Raw genomic sequence first — 16836 nt, forward strand, 5'->3', positions numbered from 1 at the left:
CAGGGCGACGCTGCAGTGTAGCGCGCGCAATCGCCTTGCCTAGGACACCCTGCCAGCGTGAACGTCGGATGCAGCGAGGGCGAAGCAGGTGGCCCGGCTCCGCCCTCGCGTACTCGTGTGGATACAGCGCAGCCAACGAAACCCTGGTTGTCAGCCGCTGTTACTGCTGGCCGGGGTCGGTGACAAAACCGATCTTGGCCATGCCCGCGCGCTGCGCCGCGGCCATGGTCTGCGCCACCGCTTCGTACACGACGGTGCGGTCGGCCGACAGGTGCAGTTCCGGTTGCGGCTGCTTGGCCGCGGCCTCGGCGAGCTTGGCGTCGAGCGTCGCCTCATCGACCGGCTTGCCGTCCCAGAAACGCTGGCCACTCGCATCGATCGACAGTGCGATATGGTCGGGCTTGAGTTCCTGCGGCTGGTTGGCCGCGCGCGGCAGATCCAGCTTCACCTGATGGCTGATCACCGGCACGGTGATGATGAAGATGATCAGCAGCACCAGCATGACGTCGACCAGTGGCGTCATGTTGATTTCGCTCATCACCTCATCGCCCGCGTCGTCGAAGCTGCCGAAGGCCATCTCAGCGGCCTCCGGCTACGACGTTCAGCGTCGGCGCCGGCGACGAAACAGTACCGACCCGCGCACCGGTGATGAAGTAGGCGTGCAGGTCGTGGGCGAAGCGGTTGAGCTGGGCCAGCACCGATTTATTGCCGCGCGCCAGCGCGTTGTAGCCGAGCACCGCCGGAATCGCGACCGCCAGGCCGAAGGCGGTCATGATCAGCGCCTCGCCCACGGGGCCCGCCACCTTGTCGATGCTGGCCTGCCCCGAAACGCCGATGCTGACGAGCGCGTGATAAATGCCCCACACAGTACCAAAAAGGCCCACGAACGGCGCGGTCGAGCCGACCGAGGCGAGGATGGACAGCCCCGACTGCATCTGCTGCACCGCGTCGTCGATGGCGCGGCGCAGGTTGCTGGTGACCCAGTCGCTGACGTTGAGTGCGCCGTGCAGGTCCGACTTGTTGTGCGCATGGTGCGCCACCGCTTCCGCGCCTTCCTCGGCCAGGTTGCGGAACGGGTTGTCGGTCTTGGTTTCACCGAGCACCGCAAGGCCAGCAGCGAAATCGCGCTGGTGCCAGAAATCGTGGCTGGCCGCGCGGGCCTGGCGCTTCAGGTTCATCAACCGCCACGCCTTCATCAGGATCACGCACCACGAGGCAACCGACATGATGAGCAGCAGCACGGCCACGCCGCGCGTGACGAAGTCGCCCTGCGCCCAGAGCGCGGCGATGCCGTAGGGATTGTGTTCCATGGGTACAACTCCTTGATGCGTAAAGCGGCGCGACCGAGAGGCGCGAAGACCGGCAGTTTAACGCGAACAATTCTCAACTTCAACGTAAGCAGTCCGGACACGCCGTTGCGTCACGCCGGACTCAGCAGGCTGGTCGCCTCCGTCACCCGGCCATACTGGCCGAAATCCGCGCGAAGTGTTGCGGCGGCTGGCCTTCATCCGCGTAGCCCAGCGGGTCGGTGTCGCGCTGGCCGACCTCGCCCAGCTTACCCGCCTGCGTGACGAGCTCGACGACTGCATTAGCTGCGGCTGCTATCGATCACCTCCGGCTGCACAATCCCTACGACGAGCTCGCCACCCTCGGCCCCAGGCCAAGCCGACTGTGGGTGGGCAAGGCGGAATGATGGGCAAATGACACGCGGTTACCGGCAGACACACAAGGCATCTTGTCCGCTATGGGGCTGCACCCGGACACTCGGCCATCTTCCTTGGCGAACACCACCATGCCGCTTTCTTGCCGTCACATCTGCCTGCTGCTGACCTTGCTGCTGATCTCCGGCTGCGGTCGAGCGGACATGTCGGTGGAACGCAGCAACTACATCCTGGCGCACGACCATGCGTGGCTGGAGCTGACGGTCGACGCGCCCATTCAGGGCAAAGCAGACTGCATGATGGTCATCGCGATCAATGACGAACCTTTCCTGAGCGAGCCGCTTTTCACGACCGGCAGGCCATTGCGGATCAAGACTGGCTTTCTGTTCGCGATTCCCGTCGGGCCGACCCAGATCGATGCGCAACTGCGCGGCTGTGCCGATCACTTCGCCAGCCTGGAGCTCGAAGTCACCAAGGACACGCTGCTGCGCCTGCGCGCCGACGACAAGTCGCTGGTCAAAGAAGGCGAGGAAAACTACGTCCGCGAAACGCTCGAAGGCGTGGCCGAACGCCTGGAGCAGCTGCATCAGACTCACGCCAAGGATCGCCAGGCCCTCGAACGGCAGCTCGCCTCCCAATCCCGCCTGCTGCTCGGCGGCTTCGTCGCGGTGCTATTGATCATGGCTATTGCACTGTTGCTATGGTGGCGCGGCAATCGCCGCAACACGGGTCAACCGGCGGGTAGCGTCTAACCCGGCAGTTCGACGCCAGGCACTGCCCGCAACAGCCGCGCGGCACACTCGCGGATCTCTTCGTTCAGCGCATCCGGCGTGCGTACCGAGAATTCGAACGGCAGCGCGGCAAGCTGGCGGGCGAACCAGCGCAGGCTGTCGGTGCTGGTCTGCAGACGCACGCCATCGTACTGCTGCGTCAGCGCGCCGACATGGCCGCCGAGTTCGGACAATGCGGCGGCGAGGTCCGTGTGCAGCAGGATATCCACCGGGTGGGCACGCTGCATGTCGGTGAAGCTCTGCTGCAGGTAGCGCGCGGCATCAAAATCAGCCGGGCGCAGGAACGAGGCCGGCAACGGTCGGGCCTCGTGGATACGATCGAGCCGGAAGGTGCGCAGGTCGCGCCGCAGGTGACAATGCCCACACAGGTACCAGCGGCCACGCCGGTAGACGAGGCCATAGGGATCGACGTCGCGTTCGGTCGCCTCGCCGCCCTCGGCCTGGTAGAGCAGCCGCACCCGCTGCTGCGCATGGGCGGCGGTGGCAAGCGCGACCAGCGCCGCGCCGCCTTCCGGGCTGGCGGGCGCCAGATCGAGCGTGGCGCGTTCCGTCAGCGCACGCAGCCGGGGCTTGAGCGCCGTGGGCATCACCCGCTCCAGCTTGGCCTGCGCACTCTCGAGCGCCGGGCCGGCATCGGCAAGGCCCAGCCCGCGGGCAGCGGCGAGGCCCAGCGAGATCGCCAGCGTCTCCTCGTCGGTGAACATCATCGGCGGCAACTTGAAGCCGGCGACCAGCTTGTAGCCGCCGTAGCGGCCACGCTCGGCGATCACCGGAACGCCAATCTCTTCCAGCGCGGCGATGTAACGGCGCAGCGTGCGCCCGTCCACCTCAAGCCGCAGCGCCAGTTCCCGCCCCGACAGCTGGCCGTGGGTCTGCAGCAGCTCCAGGACCGCCAGCACCCGCGTTGCCGGTTTGGACATCTCGCATTCACCGTTTCGTATTAGGTCGGAATATATCCTATTTGGGTTTTATCGTGGCGTCATGGTGGGGCAGCACCCTGCCCCGTCGCGTATTCCTACACCAGGAGATCCAAAATGCATCCCGTACCCGTACTGTTCTATGGCGTGCCGCAAGGTTGCTCGTTCGGTTCCATCGTCGCGCTGGAGTGGCTGGGCCAGCCCTACCGGCTATGCCGGATCGAGATGCTGGATCACCCCTGGCCCGCGGCCTACGCCGCGATCAACCCGCTGAACCAGACCCCCGCGTTGCTGCTGGAAGAAGGCGAGGCACTGAGTGAAAGCCTGGCCATCCTGCTCAACATCGGCACGCGCGGCATTGCCCGTGGGCTGGGCTTCTACCAGGGCACGCCCGAAGCGGACCGGCTGAACGAGGTGCTGGCCTACCTCAACAGCGATTTCTTCGCCGCCTTCGGCCCGCTGTGGGCCGCTTACGAAATGCAGGATGCGGACGAGGCTACGCGCGCCGTGCTGCAGCGGATCGGCAATGCCGGTGTGGCCAAGGCGCTGGCCCATGTCGAGGCCCTACTGGGCCGCCGGCCATGGCTGGCGGGCGCACAGCGCACGGTGGCCGATGCCTACTTCGCCGGCGTGGCGCGCTGGGCCGAGTACTTCCCGCAGTTCGATCTGGCGCTGGATTACCCCAACCTGCGGCACCATCTGGACCGGCTGCGCGCCGATCCTGCGGTGCAATTTGCGATGGCGATCGAGGCGGGTGAGCCCGCGACCAGCAGCGGCCGCTGCTTAGGCCACGTGATGCTGGATGCGCTGCATGAGCAGCGGGCCCGGCTTGGGCGCGAAGGCGTTCCCGCCTGAGCGCGTCGACGAATCACGCCGCGACCGGGTGCGCGCCACCCGGGCCAGCGCCCGGACGCGGCACAACGTATCGACGGCAATGCGGGCGGATCGACGCAATCTGGCGCCGATCAAGTACCATGCCCGCATGTGGACGCTGAACCCGCTGCGATCTCCCGCAGCCGACGTTGCGCTGTGGCGGCTCGATCTCGATCATGCCACGCCGTGGCATATCGATTATCTGCAGGACTTATCCGACGACGAAGCGACGCGCGCGCTGCGCTACGTACGCCCGGCGGACCGCTTGCGCTTTGTCGCCACCCGCCTCAGTCTGCGGCGCCTGCTGGGCGAACGGCTGGACCGCGCGCCGCGCGTGGTGGCCTTCGAGCAAGGCCCACACGGCAAGCCCGCACTGGCGCGTAGCGGACTGCAGTTCAACGTATCGCACACTGGCAACCATGCGCTGATCGCGATCTCGACCGGCTTGCCGGTCGGCGTCGACATCGAGCAGATCAAGCCCGCGCGCGACACCATCTCCCTTGCCGACAAGATCTACGCCCGCGCCGAGCAGGCTTGGCTCAAGGCGCAGCACGACGAAGTGGCCGGCTTTTACACCGTGTGGTCATGCAAGGAAGCCGTGCTCAAGGCATGGGGCTGCGGCATCGCCGGGCATATGGCGCGGCTCTCGGTTGTGCCTGAGAACGACGGGCAGGTCACGCTGACCTTCGACGAGACGCCGCAGCTTGATACCCATGCCTGGCTGCTGCCGGTGCCGGAAGGCTATAGCGCCGCGCTGGCTTGCGGGCCTGCGCGCAGCCCGTTCTGAGTTAGTACGCCACGTCGGTCCGCGCGAGACGAGCAGCCAGCTCGGCCAACGCGGCGGCAGGCTCAGGAGCGTGGAACACACCTTTTGCCGCCTGCCACAGCATCAGGTTGAGCGGCGCGCCAAAGTCTTCGACATGCCAGCCATCCCGGTCGACCGCCCGGCCTGCGTGGTCACAGCCGTGGCTCGCCCGATCGACCATCTGGGTTCCAACCGTGGCATCGGGTAGCCACAGCCAGACCGGCTTGCCCAGCGCATGCGCATAGCCGATCTCGAACGCAGTACCCGAATCGGGCTCGCTCGCCGAGCGGAATGCGCGCGCATCGGCCAGCACCAGATCGGCCTCACGGATCAGCGCGCAGTTGGCGGCAAAGATCCACTGCCGTTGCGCCGCTGCATCGAGGCCGTGCGGCACCGCGTTGTCGAGCGGGAATAGCCCCGTGAAGCCGTGCTCGACGCAGCCGGCCTTGAGCGCCTCGCCCCAGGCCAGCGCATCGGGGCGGAACACGCCGGGGCCGGCGAGATAGATGGCAAACGACATGGCCCAGCTCCGCGATAAGACATCGGACACTATAACGCGGGCAACACGACTGCCGCGCAGCCCTGTTCGGTCAGCCCGACATGCCTGGTGCCAGCGCCGCGTCGAACTCGCCCAGCTTGCGCTCGAACCAGGCTTCGTCGCGCCAACCCACCAGCATGGCGTGTTTCACGTCGTCCCACAGGCTGAACAGCCAGCGCCGCTGCGGCCAGCCGGGCGCGCATGGGCTCTGGGCCAGATAGCGGTTCAGCAGGTCGAGCTGCGGCGCCGCGTCGGGCAAATGAAAGAGGTCGAGCTCGCGATGGCTGTAGCGCGCCTGCGCCGGATCGATCACGCCGGTGAGATGGCCGCTGACCGGGTCAGCGAGAAAGTTCCAGGCGTGGCAATCGTCGTGGATGAACACCGGCGCCTCGCCCGCCAGTGGGGCGATCAGCGCTGGCGCCAGCTCACCGGTGGCCAGGATGCGGGCGCGGGTCGCATCGCTGAAGCCATCGGCACCGGCCAGCCATGCGGAGAGTCGCGTGAGATCGGCGTGGTAGCAGCTGGCGAAATCGACATGGCGACCACCCTGCTGGTCTTCGAACGCATCGCCCGCCTGCGCATGCCAGTGCAGCAGCACGTCGACGATGGCCTCGCCCAGCGGGCCGGCGTATTCATGCGCCACTTCGCCCGAGGGCACGCCGTCGACCCAGGTCTGCACCAGCGTCTGCATGGATGCGTCGAGCTCGATGGCGATCAGTTCCGGCACCGCCACCTGCGACGGGCTATTGAGCCGCAGCCGCTTGAGCGACAACGCCTCGCGCGCCGCCATGCCCTGCTGACGGAAGCACTTCACCGTGCGTAGCCGGCCATCGGGCAGGCGCATCCGGTATACCTGGGCGTAGAAACCCTCGTAGGTGGCGTCGAGCTCCGCCGCCCCACCGAACCAGCGCGGCGCCTGTGCCGCGATCCACGCTTGCGTATCCATAGCCCCTCTCCCCTGATGGCGCTGTGCTGGGCCTTGCGTGACAAGGTAGCTGGGCGGAAGGGCGTTGCCTACCACGGAAGAATCGGTGAACAACAAAGGCAAAACAGAACACCGCTTCCCGCAGGCTAAGGAATCACGAGATCGCGCCCGACCTCTTCCCGAGTTCTATCAGTCCCCAGCCATACCAGAAGTACAATTTTTCCCCACTTCCTGCGCCCTCGGGGTTATCCCAATAGCTCCAGCGAGCCACGATCAGGAAAGGGGCGATGGGCAGCAACGCGCTCTCGCTTGAGTGGGGAACATGAATCGCCAACGGCATGCCTTCAACCCAGTGGGTTGGCTCTTCCCCCAGCGCCACCTCGTCCGCGCTCAACAACCGCACTCGAGGCTTTTCGTGGCGACAGTTGTGAACGCTGGCTGTGCCAAACACGGCGGTCAGCACATAGGCAACAAGCATCAAACAGAGGAAGGTGCGCATGATTCGGCGGGTATCTGGTAACGCGATGCATCAGGATATGTGCGCCCAGCCCCGATTTCATCTCCAGAGCCCGATGTAGCTCCGGGTGTTGCGCCGATACCCGTCTGCGCCGCACCTTACGCCGGTACGGTACGGCTACGGGCCCACGCCCGCAGCTCGTCCAGCTCCTCGGCGCGCAGTACCGATAGCGGCTTGGTCGCAGCCAGCGTGGCCAGCAATGTGGGCTGGTCCAGCGATCGCTCGGCCGCGTGCGCTTCGAGCAAGGCGGACCGGACCGAGGCCTCGATCTCGGCGCCGGAATATCCATCGCTGCCCTGGGCCAGCGCGAGCAGGTCGAAGCGATCGAGCGGCTGCTTGCGCTTCGAAAGATGCACGCGGAAGATCGCCGCGCGCGCCGGGCCATCGGGCAGATCGACGAAGAACAGCTCGTCGAAGCGGCCCTTGCGCATCAGCTCGGGCGGCAAGGCGCGCACGTCGTTGGCGGTGGCGACCAGAAACACCGGCGCCGGGCGCTCGTTCAGCCAGGTGAGCAGCGTGCCGAGCACGCGGCGCGATACGCCGCCATCGGTACCACCGTCGGCATCGGAAGCCAGGCCCTTCTCGATCTCGTCCACCCACAGCACGCACGGCGCCATGGTTTCGGCCGTGGCCAGCGCCTGGCGCAGATTGCGCTCGGTCTCGCCGAAGAACTTGTTGAACAGCGTACCCATGTCCAGCCGCAGCAAGGGCACGCCCCAGCTGCCGGCCACGGCCTTGGCGGCAAAGCTCTTGCCGGCGCCCTGCACACCGAGCAGCAGCATGCCGCGCGGCGCCTCGACGCTGGCTTCGGCGTCGGCCTGGATAAAGGCCCGGCGACGCAGCGACAGCCATTGCTTGAGGTTGGTCAGCCCGCCCACCTCGTCGAGCCGGGCAGCGGGGAACTCGAAACCGAGGATGTCGCTACCGAGGCTGGCCTGCTTCTGCTTGAGCACCTGAGTGAGATCGTCACGGGTGATCTGGCCGTCGTCGCGCATGGCCTGGCGCACCAGCCGCCGCGCCAGCGGCAGCGGCGTGCCGGTCAGGTACTGGATCAGCAGCTGGTACGCCGCTTCGTCGGCCCGCAGCGTCTCGCCGCTGTCGCGCTTGTGGCGGGCGGCTTCGTCCTTCACGATCTGCTGGATCTCGCTGCGGGTCGAGCCGGGTATTTCCAGCCGCGCCGCCTGCGCCGCAAGCTCGCCGGGCAGGTTGAGTTCGGGGGCGATCAGCACGATGGCGCGATCGGCGCGGTGATGCTCCTGCACCACTTCGCGCAGTCGGCGCAGCGTGACCGGGTCGTCCAGATACGGATGCGGGTCGAGCAGCACGAACAGGCCGTTCTGCGGGCTGGCGTCGATATGCTTGAGCGCGTCGTCGAGCGACTGCGTGTTGTATTCGGCCTTGTGCTCGGGCGGCCGGCAGAGCCCATCGGCGGCGCTCCAGGCGAAACACGGCACCCGGTCCAGCTGGCAGAAGCGCTGCACCTGCTCGAAAGCCGCAACCTCGTCGTGCGTTTCGATCAGGATCAGCGGGTAGCGGCACTCCCACAGCAACCTCAGCTGGCTGACGACATCGCGCTGGCTCACAGGTCCGCCTCCACTTCGTTGCCGCGTGCCTCCAGCCAAGCGCGGCGGCTGCTGGCCTCGCCCTTGCCCATCAGCATGTTCATCAGCTCGCGGGTATTGCGGCTCACGTCGCCGGGCACGCGTACGCGCAGCACGCGGCGGGTGTCGGGGTTCATCGTGGTTTCGAACAGCTGCTCGGCGTTCATTTCACCCAGGCCCTTGAAGCGGCTGATGCTCCAGGCGCCCTCACGCACCTTCTCGGCGCGCAATTTATCGAGGATGGCGGTGAGCTCCCCTTCATCGAGCGCATAGAACTTGCGCGGCGGCTTGTTCTTGCCACTGCCCGCCACGTCGACGCGATACAGCGGCGGCTGCGCCACGTACACGTGCCCCGCCTCGATCAGCCGTGGGAAATGGCGATAGAACAGCGTAAGCAGCAGCACCTGGATATGCGAGCCATCGACGTCGGCATCGGACATGATGATGACCTTGCCGTAGCGCAGGTTCGACAGATCGGCCGCGTCGTTCGGGCCGTGGGCGTCGACGCCGATCGCCACCGCAATGTCGTGCACCTCGTTGTTGGCAAAGATCTGGTCCTTGTCCACTTCCCAGGTGTTCAGCACCTTGCCGCGCAGCGGCAGGATGGCCTGGAAATCCTTCTCGCGACCGGACTTGGCCGAGCCGCCCGCCGAATCGCCCTCGACCAGAAACAACTCGCAGCGCTCGGTCTCGTCGCTGGCGCAATCGGTGAGCTTGCCCGGCAGCACCGCCACACCAGACGACTTTTTCTTCTCCACCTTGGTCGCGTTCTTCTGCCGGCTTTGCGCGGCGCGGATAGCGAGCTCGGCCAGCTTCTTGGCCAGGTCGACGTGCTGGTTCAGCCACAGCTCGAACGGCGGCTTGACCATGGTCGACACGAGCTTGAGGCCATCGCGGCTGGTGAGCTTGTCCTTGGTCTGACCCTGGAACTGCGGATCGAGCACCTTGGCCGAGAGTACGAAGGAGCAGCGGCCGAACAGATCCTCGGGCAGCAGCTTCACGCCCTTGGGCTGCAGGCTGTGGAATTCGATGAAGGTCTTCACCGCCTGGAACACGCCGTCGCGCAGGCCGGATTCGTGCGTGCCGCCGGCCGGAGTCGGGATCAGGTTCACGTACGATTCACGGTTCACCGGGCCGGCGTCGCTCCAGGTGAAAGCCCAGGCACAGCCCTCGCCGGGCGCGAACGCCTCGTCGCCGGCGTCGGCGTATTTCTCGCCCTTGAAGATGGGGATCAGTGTGTCGTAGCCGGCAAGCTGCTCCGACAGATAGCCGATCAGGCCGTCCGGGTAGCACCATTCCTTGTGTACAAACTCTCCGCCGGCGGTTTCCACATCCAGTGTCACCACCAGGCCCGGCAGCAGCACGGCTTTGGATTTGAGCAGGTGCTCGAGCTCGCCTTGCGGAATGGTCGGGCTATCGAAATAGCGCGGATCGGGACGCACGGTGATGGTGGTGCCGGTATCTTTCTTGGCCACGTTGCCCAGCACTGCCAGCGGTTCGAGCACCTCGCCGCCGGCAAATACGATGCGGTGCTGTGCACCGTCACGCTTCACTTCGACTTCGAGCCGGGTGGAGAGCGCATTGGTCACCGAGACGCCGACGCCATGCAGGCCGCCGGAGAACGCGTAAGCGCCGCCATCCTTCTTGTCGAACTTGCCGCCGGCGTGCAGTTGCGTGAACACCACCTGCACCGTCGGCACGCCCTCTTCCGGGTGGATGCCAACCGGGATGCCGCGGCCGTCATCAATCACCTTCAGCGACTGGTCGCGATACAGCGTGACGTGGATCTTCCTGGCAAAGCCCCCCAGCGCCTCGTCGGCGGCGTTATCGATCGCTTCCTGGCAGATGTGCAGCGGATTGTCGGTGCGGGTGTACATGCCCGGACGGTGCCGGACCGGGTCGAGACCCTTGAGGACTTTGACGGCTGACTCGTCGTAGCGGGCTGTGCTCATTGGCTCGGGAACGTGTTGCGGATATAGCGCAGCAGTCTAGCAAAAGCCGGCCATGCCCGGCCATGTAACCATCGGTGAAGCACCGGGAACCCTCCGCTATCCCGTGCGGTCTGCCTATCTACATGGGGCGATACAAGAAGGGGAGCATCAATGAACAAGCTTGCCAGCCTGATCGGCTTTGACAACATCGCAGCGGTCATCGACGACTTCATCCACGCAGCGGCCCGGCATCCGCGACTGGCTGCGTGGCTGTCCCGCGCTTCCGACCTGAGACCCTATCGCCAACGGCTGATCGCCTTCTGGACCGCCGCGCTCGACGGCGAGAGCTATCGCCTGGACCGCCCCGCCAGCCAGTTGCCAGCGTTGATCGACGACATCGATCGCCAACGCTGGCACTCCATCGAAACCTTGCTCCACCACGCGATCGATCGCCACGTGCCGGGCCATCTGGCCCAGCACTGGCATCGGCGGGTCGATCAGCTCGGCGAAACCGTACCGGTCTGAGCGGCTTCCTGCTGCACGGTCGCATACGTTGTAAACAAGCCCGGCAGCGCATCCTGCAGCGTGGTCGGGGTGGTAGTGGCTGCACTGCGGCCTTGCAGCGTATGAATCAGCCCGCTGTTGAAGGCCTCGACCAGTTCTACGCATAGCGCCGCCACATCGGCGGCGAGGCCGGCTTCACGCAACCCCGCCGAGAGCTCGGCCGTCCCGACCTGCTGGTAGCGCAAATCGGGGCGGTTAGCATGCGCGGCAATTAACGCGGTCACTTCCACGAAATCGAGATCGCGCGGCCCCAGCAGCTCGCGGATCTGCCGGCCCTGCCAGTCTGGATCGCGCAAGGCGGCGATGGCTGCGTCGGCAATATCGTGCGTCGACAGCATGGGCAGCTTGATGTCGGGGGCTACGCCGTCGGCGTGCACGCCGCTTGCCAGCATGGCAGGCAGCGCGGGGCCGAAGTTCTCGAAGAAATGGCTGGCGCGCAGCAACAGCAGATCGACGCCGGCGAGCTCGCCCAACCGCGCTTCATGCGCATGCAGGCTGCGTATCATGCCGGTGGCACCGGCCTGGTCCGCGCCCACGCTGGTGAGCTGCACCACCCTGCCCACCCCCGCCTCGGCGATGGCCTGCACCATGGCCCTACTCTGGCGCTCCTGGCTGGCCAGATAGCCCGGCTGGCTCACATCATAGGGTAGCAACGCATAGACCGCGTCCACGCCCTGCCAGGCACGCGCCAGATACGTAACGTCGTCAACTTCACCCACCGCGATCTGCGCACCCCTGCGCTGCAGCGCGACGAGCCGTTGCGCATCGCGCCCCAGAGCAACGACATCGATGCCGGCCTGCAACAGGTCCTGGGCGATACGGGAACCGGTGCGACCGCTCGCACCCATGACTGCAATCTTCATTTCGGCACTCCTTGTGCGGATGGTTCGTCCACTATCCGCTGGAGTATTGGGATGATCCATGATGGCAAGTCGCTGCTTTATGCTTATTCGTCCAAATCGCTTGGACGATGGCACGACGCGCCTAAACTGCAGTCATGAATCCAGACGATGCATGGCTCTTTGTCGATCCACTGGCCGAGGCACTGCACTTCCTGCGCATGAACGGCCTGATCTACTGCCGCTCGGAGCTGACCGCACCGTGGGGTGTGGCATTGCCACCGCTGCCCGACTGCCTGATGTTCCACTTCGTGGCGAGCGGCAGCGGCTGGCTGCATGCCCCGGGCCGAGCACCGGAACCCTTGCGTACGGGGGATTTCGTGCTGTTGCCCCATGGCCACGGCCATACGCTGACCAGCGCGCCTGGTGTGGCAACCACCAATCTGTTCGAGCTCGATCGTACGCTGCTCTCACCCCGGTTTGAGGTGCTGCGCCACGGTGACGGCGGGGATGCAACGCAGGTGATCTGCGGCGCAGTGCATTTCGATGATCCTGCCGCGCACCGGCTGGTGGCGCTGCTGCCGCCGGTGCTACGGCTGGATGGCACCACTCAGCGCCAGCCCTGGTTGCACGACCTGTTGCGCTTCATGGCGGCCGAAGCACAGACGCTGCAACCCGGCGGCGACACGGTGATCGCCCGCCTGGCCGATGTACTGGTGATCCAGGCCATCCGCGCGTGGATGGCCAGCGACCCGGCGGCGCGGCAAGGCTGGCTGGGCGCATTGCAAGACAGGCAGATCGGCCGGGCGATCGCGCTGATGCACCGCGATCCGGGCCAGGCGTGGACGCTCGCTACACTCGCCGGCCAGATCGGCATGTCGCGCTCCGCCTTCGCCGCACGCTTCACCCAGCTGGTCGGCCAACCCGCGATGCAATACCTCGCCGACTGGCGCATGCACGTGGCGCTCGCGAGCCTGAAGCGCAAGGCCGAGCCCATCGCCAGCCTGGCGCTGCGTATGGGCTATCAATCAGAGGCGGCCTTCAGCCGCGCGTTCAAACGGGTGATCGGCGTCTCGCCGGGGACCATCCCGCCCGAGCGTTAGGGCTACAAGGCGCGGCGGTACTGAATGGCTTCGGCCACGTGCGGCGCGCCAACCTGCCCGGCACCGGCGAGATCGGCAATGGTGCGCGCCACCTTGAGCACACGGTGGTAAGCCCGTGCCGACAGGCCTAGCCGGGTCAACGCGGTACTCAGCAAGGCAAGACCGCCCTCGTCCGGTGCGCAATGTGCATCGATCAGCCCGGCCTCCAACGCGGCGTTGGCCTGGCCCTGCCGGCACTGCTGCCGATCACGGGCCCGACATACCCGCTCGCGCACCGCGGTGCTCGATTCGCCATCGGCGCCGCCGGTCAGCGCCGTATCCGGCAGCGCCGGCACCTCGACCAGTAGGTCGACGCGATCGAGCAGCGGGCCAGAGAGCTTGCCGCGATAACGCGCCACCTGGTCCGGCGTGCAGCGGCAAGCCTTGCGCGGGTGCCCCAGGTAACCGCAGGGGCATGGGTTCATTGCCGCGATCAACTGGAAGCGCGCCGGAAAATCGGCGGCATGCGCAGCGCGGCTGATCTGGATCTGGCCATTTTCCAGCGGCTCGCGCAGCATCTCCAACACCTTGCGATCAAACTCGGGCAGTTCATCCAGAAATAAAACACCGTTGTGGGCCATCGATACCTCGCCTGGCTGCGGCACGCTGCCACCACCAACCAGCGCCACAGCGGAAGCCGAGTGATGCGGCGAACGAAATGGGCGCGCGCCAAATTGCGTCAGCGTGAAACCGCTGCGTCCCAGCGACTGGATTGCCGCGCTTTCCAGCGCTTCATCGGTCTGCATCGGCGGCAACAGGCCGGGCAAACGCTTGGCCAGCATGCTCTTGCCGGTACCGGGCGGGCCAATCAGCAACACGCTATGGGCGCCTGCCGCCGCGATCTCCAGTGCGCGCTTGGCCTGGGCCTGCCCCCGTACGTCGGCCAGATCGGGATAGCTGGCTGACACGGATGCGGGTGGGACGCTGACTGCGGTTAGCATCTCGCCTGCCGCAAAATGCTTACAAATTTCGAGCAGATGTTGTGCGGCATAAACGGTAGCTTGCGGAATCAACGCGGCCTCGCTGGCACTGGCTTGTGGCAAGACCAGCGCGTGGCCGGCCAGACTGGCGGCGCGAGCCAGCGCGATACCGCCGCGCACCGGACGCAGATCACCGGCCAGACCCAGTTCTCCGGCGAATTCGTACTGATCGAGCTGGTCGGCGGGAAGCTGGCCACTAGCAACGAGGATGCCAATGGCAATTGCCAAGTCGTACACGCCCGACGACTTGGGCAGATCGGCCGGCGCCAGGTTGACGGTGATGCGGCGGGCAGGGAAATCGAAACCGGAAACGGCGAGCGCCGCGCGCACGCGCTCCCGGCTTTCCCTGACTTCGGTGTCAGGCAAGCCGACGAGGTTGAATGCAGGTAGGCCATTGGCCAAATGGACCTCGACCACGACGGGGTGGGCGTTGAGGCCGAGCAAGGCACGACTGTGGATGATGGCGAGGGACATGCAACGGTCAGGGAGGCCCTGCTTGGCAAAGTCAGACTTTGTTTATAGTGTAGGCAGTGCTTTCAACATAACGATACAGCGAGCGCAGGGTGAATCCAGCGACCGAGCCGGACTTGTTGCCGGATTTCCGCAATATGGGCGTAGTGCTGCGCGTGCTGGTATTCGCCCATCTGGCGCTGTTTGTCTATTCGCTGATCGGGCTTTCCAACTGGTCGCTGTGGGCGTCCCGTTTCTCCGACAACGTACTCTGGCTGGAATTCTCGCTGTTGCCAGCGCTGCTGCTGCTTGGGCTTGCCACGCCTTTGCTCGCGCGCCTGCCCTACAACTGGGGCGCAGCAGCGGTCTGCTTCATCGCCATCCTGGGGGGCAGCATAGGCCGGGCCATCGTGCTGCCAGTGGAAGGCGGCGGCCCGACGCTGTTGGCCGGGGCACTGGCCATCCTGGCGATCACGCTTACACTGCTGGGCTACTTTCGCCTGCGCCAGCGCTCGCTATCGCCTCGGTTGTCGGAAGCACGGCTGGCCGCGCTGCAATCACGCATCCGTCCGCATTTCTTCTTCAACAGCCTCAATGCCGTACTGTCGCTAATCCGCTACGAGCCGATGAAGGCCGAGCAGATGCTGGAAGACCTGGCCGACTTGTTCCGCGTGCTGATGAAGGACAACCGGCAATTGGCGCGGCTCGATCGCGAAGTCGACCTGACTCAGCGCTATCTGAATGTCGAGGCGGTGCGCCTCGGGGCGCGGCTGCGAGTGGACTGGCATATCGACAATATGCCGGGCGACGCCGCGGTACCGCCGTTGATGTTGCAGCCACTTGTCGAAAATGCCATCTATCATGGCATCGAGCCGGCACTGGAACCGGCACCGATCCAGGTCAATATTTTCCGGATCCGGGATCAACTTCACCTGGATGTGCGCAATCCGCTGCCGCCGGTGGACGCGGTCCGGCAGCATCAGGGAAATGGCATCGCGCTCGAGAATATCCGCGAGCGCCTGCTCTTGCATTTCGACGCCGAAGCCAACCTCACGACGCAAGCCGTGAACGGCTATTATCAAGTACACATTGTGGTCCCTTATCGGGAGATTGCTCATGACGACGCCATTGCGCCTTTTTCTGGTCGATGACGAGTTGCCGGCGCTGCGCCGCCTGGAAGATGTATTGAACGATTGTGCCGCCGAAATTCCGCTGGAAATCGTCGGCACTGCCACCAACGGGGTTTCCGCGCTGGCCCAGCTGGCCGAGGCCGATGCCGATGCCGCCATCATCGACATCCAGATGCCGCAAATGAGCGGGATTGAACTGGCGCGCGAGCTACAGGGTCTGTCACAACCGCCGGCGGTGATTTTCGCCACGGCCTTCGAGGAATATGGCGTCGCCGCCTTCGAAGTGCGCGCGATCGACTACCTGCTCAAGCCCATCCGCCGCGAGCGCCTGCTCGACGCACTCAACCGCGTGCGCGAACAGCGCGAGGCCAAGAGCATGGCCGAGCCGTCGTCGACCGCTCGCAGTCATTTCAGCGTGACCGAACGCGGCCGCCTGCACCTGATCCCGGTGGCCGAGGCGCGTTATTTGAAGGCCGAGCAGAAATACATCACGCTGCGTACCCGCGAGCGCGAATACCTGCTGGAGGATTCGCTGACCCGGCTGGAAGAGGAATTCGGCAGCCGCTTCGTGCGGATACATCGCAATTGCCTGGTCGCGCGCGATTCCCTGATCGGCTTCGAGAAGGTGCCCTCCAACGGCGGTGAAACGCACTGGGTGGCCGTGCTGCGCGATGTGCCGGACCGCCTCGCTGTCAGCCGCCGGCAACAACACGTGATCAAGGATTTCAAGAAGAATGGATGAGTTCAGCATTACAACGCCATCGTTGCTGTTTCCGGCGATTTCGTTGCTGATGCTCGCCTATACCAACCGTTTCCTTGCACTTTCCACCATCATCCGCCAGCTGTACGACGCCCATAATCACGAGCCGCATGTGAACAACCTGCGCCAGCTGGGTAACCTGCGGCGGCGGGTGGCGCTGATCCGCGGCATGCAGGCGTTCGGCATCGGCAGCTTGCTGTGTTGCCTGATCTCCATGGTGCTGATGGCCATCCATCAAACGCTTGGGGCGCAGTTGCTGTTCGGTGGCAGCCTGCTGTTGATGGTCGCCTCGCTGATACTATGCCTGGGCGAGATCCTGATCTCCGATTCGGCGCTCAACATCCTGCTGAGCGATATCGAATCGGAGCTGCACAAGCTCGAATGAGCGCTTGCAGCCCAATAAAAAACGCCC

General features: G+C 65.4%; 18 protein-coding genes. 8 read left to right on the forward strand and 10 right to left on the reverse strand.

What is annotated here, in order from left to right; translation table 11 throughout:
* Positions 1-160 precede the first annotated feature (160 nt).
* On the reverse strand, positions 161-577 hold the full coding sequence (locus NLI84_RS02605) for an ExbD/TolR family protein (RefSeq protein ID WP_255987981.1): 417 nt from the start codon (positions 575-577) through the stop codon (positions 161-163).
* 1 nt (position 578) lies between these two features.
* Positions 579-1310, reverse strand: coding sequence for a MotA/TolQ/ExbB proton channel family protein (locus NLI84_RS02610; RefSeq protein ID WP_255987982.1), 732 nt, complete (start codon positions 1308-1310; stop codon positions 579-581).
* Positions 1311-1777: 467 nt separating this feature from the next.
* On the opposite strand from NLI84_RS02610, the gene NLI84_RS02615 reads away from it, so the two are divergent.
* Positions 1778-2413 (forward strand): hypothetical protein, encoded by a 636-nt coding sequence (locus NLI84_RS02615; RefSeq protein WP_255987983.1) that lies wholly within the window; start codon positions 1778-1780, stop codon positions 2411-2413.
* Here the strand turns inward: NLI84_RS02615 and NLI84_RS02620 are convergent.
* Positions 2410-3372 (reverse strand): helix-turn-helix transcriptional regulator, encoded by a 963-nt coding sequence (locus NLI84_RS02620; protein WP_255987985.1) that lies wholly within the window; start codon positions 3370-3372, stop codon positions 2410-2412. The two genes, NLI84_RS02615 and NLI84_RS02620, sit on opposite strands and share 4 nt — an antisense overlap.
* A 114-nt stretch (positions 3373-3486) precedes the next feature.
* On the opposite strand from NLI84_RS02620, the gene NLI84_RS02625 reads away from it, so the two are divergent.
* Both NLI84_RS02625 and NLI84_RS02630 read left to right on the forward strand, forming a co-directional pair.
* Positions 3487-4224, forward strand: a complete 738-nt coding sequence (locus tag NLI84_RS02625; RefSeq protein WP_255987987.1) for a glutathione S-transferase family protein — start codon at positions 3487-3489, stop codon at positions 4222-4224.
* Positions 4181-5029, forward strand: a complete 849-nt coding sequence (locus NLI84_RS02630) for a 4'-phosphopantetheinyl transferase family protein (RefSeq protein WP_255987989.1) — start codon at positions 4181-4183, stop codon at positions 5027-5029. Before NLI84_RS02625 ends, NLI84_RS02630 begins: the two co-directional genes overlap by 44 nt.
* A 1-nt stretch (position 5030) precedes the next feature.
* On the opposite strand, the gene NLI84_RS02635 is transcribed toward NLI84_RS02630, so the two are convergent.
* The 5 genes from NLI84_RS02635 to parE form a co-directional block, all read right to left on the reverse strand.
* Positions 5031-5567 (reverse strand): nucleoside 2-deoxyribosyltransferase, encoded by a 537-nt coding sequence (locus NLI84_RS02635; RefSeq protein ID WP_255987990.1) that lies wholly within the window; start codon positions 5565-5567, stop codon positions 5031-5033.
* A 70-nt stretch (positions 5568-5637) separates the two neighbouring features.
* Positions 5638-6531, reverse strand: coding sequence for a phosphotransferase (locus NLI84_RS02640; protein ID WP_255987991.1), 894 nt, complete (start codon positions 6529-6531; stop codon positions 5638-5640).
* Positions 6532-6664: 133 nt separating this feature from the next.
* Positions 6665-7009: a hypothetical protein gene (locus NLI84_RS02645; RefSeq protein ID WP_255987992.1), complete on the reverse strand. Its 345-nt coding sequence runs from the start codon at positions 7007-7009 to the stop codon at positions 6665-6667.
* Between the two features lie 116 nt (positions 7010-7125).
* On the reverse strand, positions 7126-8610 hold the full coding sequence (locus NLI84_RS19110; RefSeq protein ID WP_255987994.1) for a Ycf46 family AAA ATPase: 1485 nt from the start codon (positions 8608-8610) through the stop codon (positions 7126-7128).
* Positions 8607-10580: a DNA topoisomerase IV subunit B gene (gene parE, locus NLI84_RS02655; protein ID WP_255987996.1), complete on the reverse strand. Its 1974-nt coding sequence runs from the start codon at positions 10578-10580 to the stop codon at positions 8607-8609. Before parE ends, NLI84_RS19110 begins: the two co-directional genes overlap by 4 nt.
* 150 nt (positions 10581-10730) lie before the next feature.
* On the opposite strand from parE, the gene NLI84_RS02660 reads away from it, so the two are divergent.
* Positions 10731-11084 (forward strand): hypothetical protein, encoded by a 354-nt coding sequence (locus tag NLI84_RS02660; RefSeq protein ID WP_255987997.1) that lies wholly within the window; start codon positions 10731-10733, stop codon positions 11082-11084.
* On the opposite strand, the gene NLI84_RS02665 is transcribed toward NLI84_RS02660, so the two are convergent.
* Positions 11057-11986, reverse strand: a complete 930-nt coding sequence (locus tag NLI84_RS02665; RefSeq protein WP_255987998.1) for an NmrA family NAD(P)-binding protein — start codon at positions 11984-11986, stop codon at positions 11057-11059. The two genes, NLI84_RS02660 and NLI84_RS02665, sit on opposite strands and share 28 nt — an antisense overlap.
* A gap of 134 nt (positions 11987-12120) precedes the next feature.
* Between NLI84_RS02665 and NLI84_RS02670 the strand changes: the two genes are divergently transcribed.
* On the forward strand, positions 12121-13065 hold the full coding sequence (locus NLI84_RS02670; RefSeq protein ID WP_255987999.1) for an AraC family transcriptional regulator: 945 nt from the start codon (positions 12121-12123) through the stop codon (positions 13063-13065).
* 2 nt (positions 13066-13067) lie between these two features.
* Here NLI84_RS02670 and NLI84_RS02675 read toward each other — a convergent pair whose 3' ends face one another.
* Entirely contained in the window at positions 13068-14558 is a 1491-nt protein-coding gene (locus NLI84_RS02675; protein ID WP_255988001.1) for a YifB family Mg chelatase-like AAA ATPase, read from the reverse strand.
* Positions 14559-14647: 89 nt separating this feature from the next.
* Here NLI84_RS02675 and NLI84_RS02680 point away from each other — a divergent pair, with 89 nt between their 5' ends.
* Genes NLI84_RS02680 through NLI84_RS02690 form a run of 3 tightly spaced genes read left to right on the forward strand, consistent with a single transcriptional unit; the run spans position 14648 to position 16809 of the window.
* Positions 14648-15685 carry a sensor histidine kinase gene (locus tag NLI84_RS02680; RefSeq protein WP_255988003.1) on the forward strand — a complete coding sequence of 346 codons (1038 nt, stop codon included), beginning with the start codon at positions 14648-14650 and terminating at the stop codon, positions 15683-15685.
* Positions 15651-16406: a LytR/AlgR family response regulator transcription factor gene (locus tag NLI84_RS02685; protein WP_255988004.1), complete on the forward strand. Its 756-nt coding sequence runs from the start codon at positions 15651-15653 to the stop codon at positions 16404-16406. The genes NLI84_RS02680 and NLI84_RS02685 overlap by 35 nt, the downstream gene beginning before the upstream one ends.
* Entirely contained in the window at positions 16399-16809 is a 411-nt protein-coding gene (locus tag NLI84_RS02690; RefSeq protein ID WP_255988005.1) for a DUF2721 domain-containing protein, read from the forward strand. Before NLI84_RS02685 ends, NLI84_RS02690 begins: the two co-directional genes overlap by 8 nt.
* Positions 16810-16836 lie beyond the last annotated feature (27 nt).

This window comes from Chitinolyticbacter albus (assembly GCF_024437655.1).
Taxonomy (GTDB): Bacteria; Pseudomonadota; Gammaproteobacteria; order Burkholderiales; family Chitinibacteraceae; genus Chitinolyticbacter; species Chitinolyticbacter albus.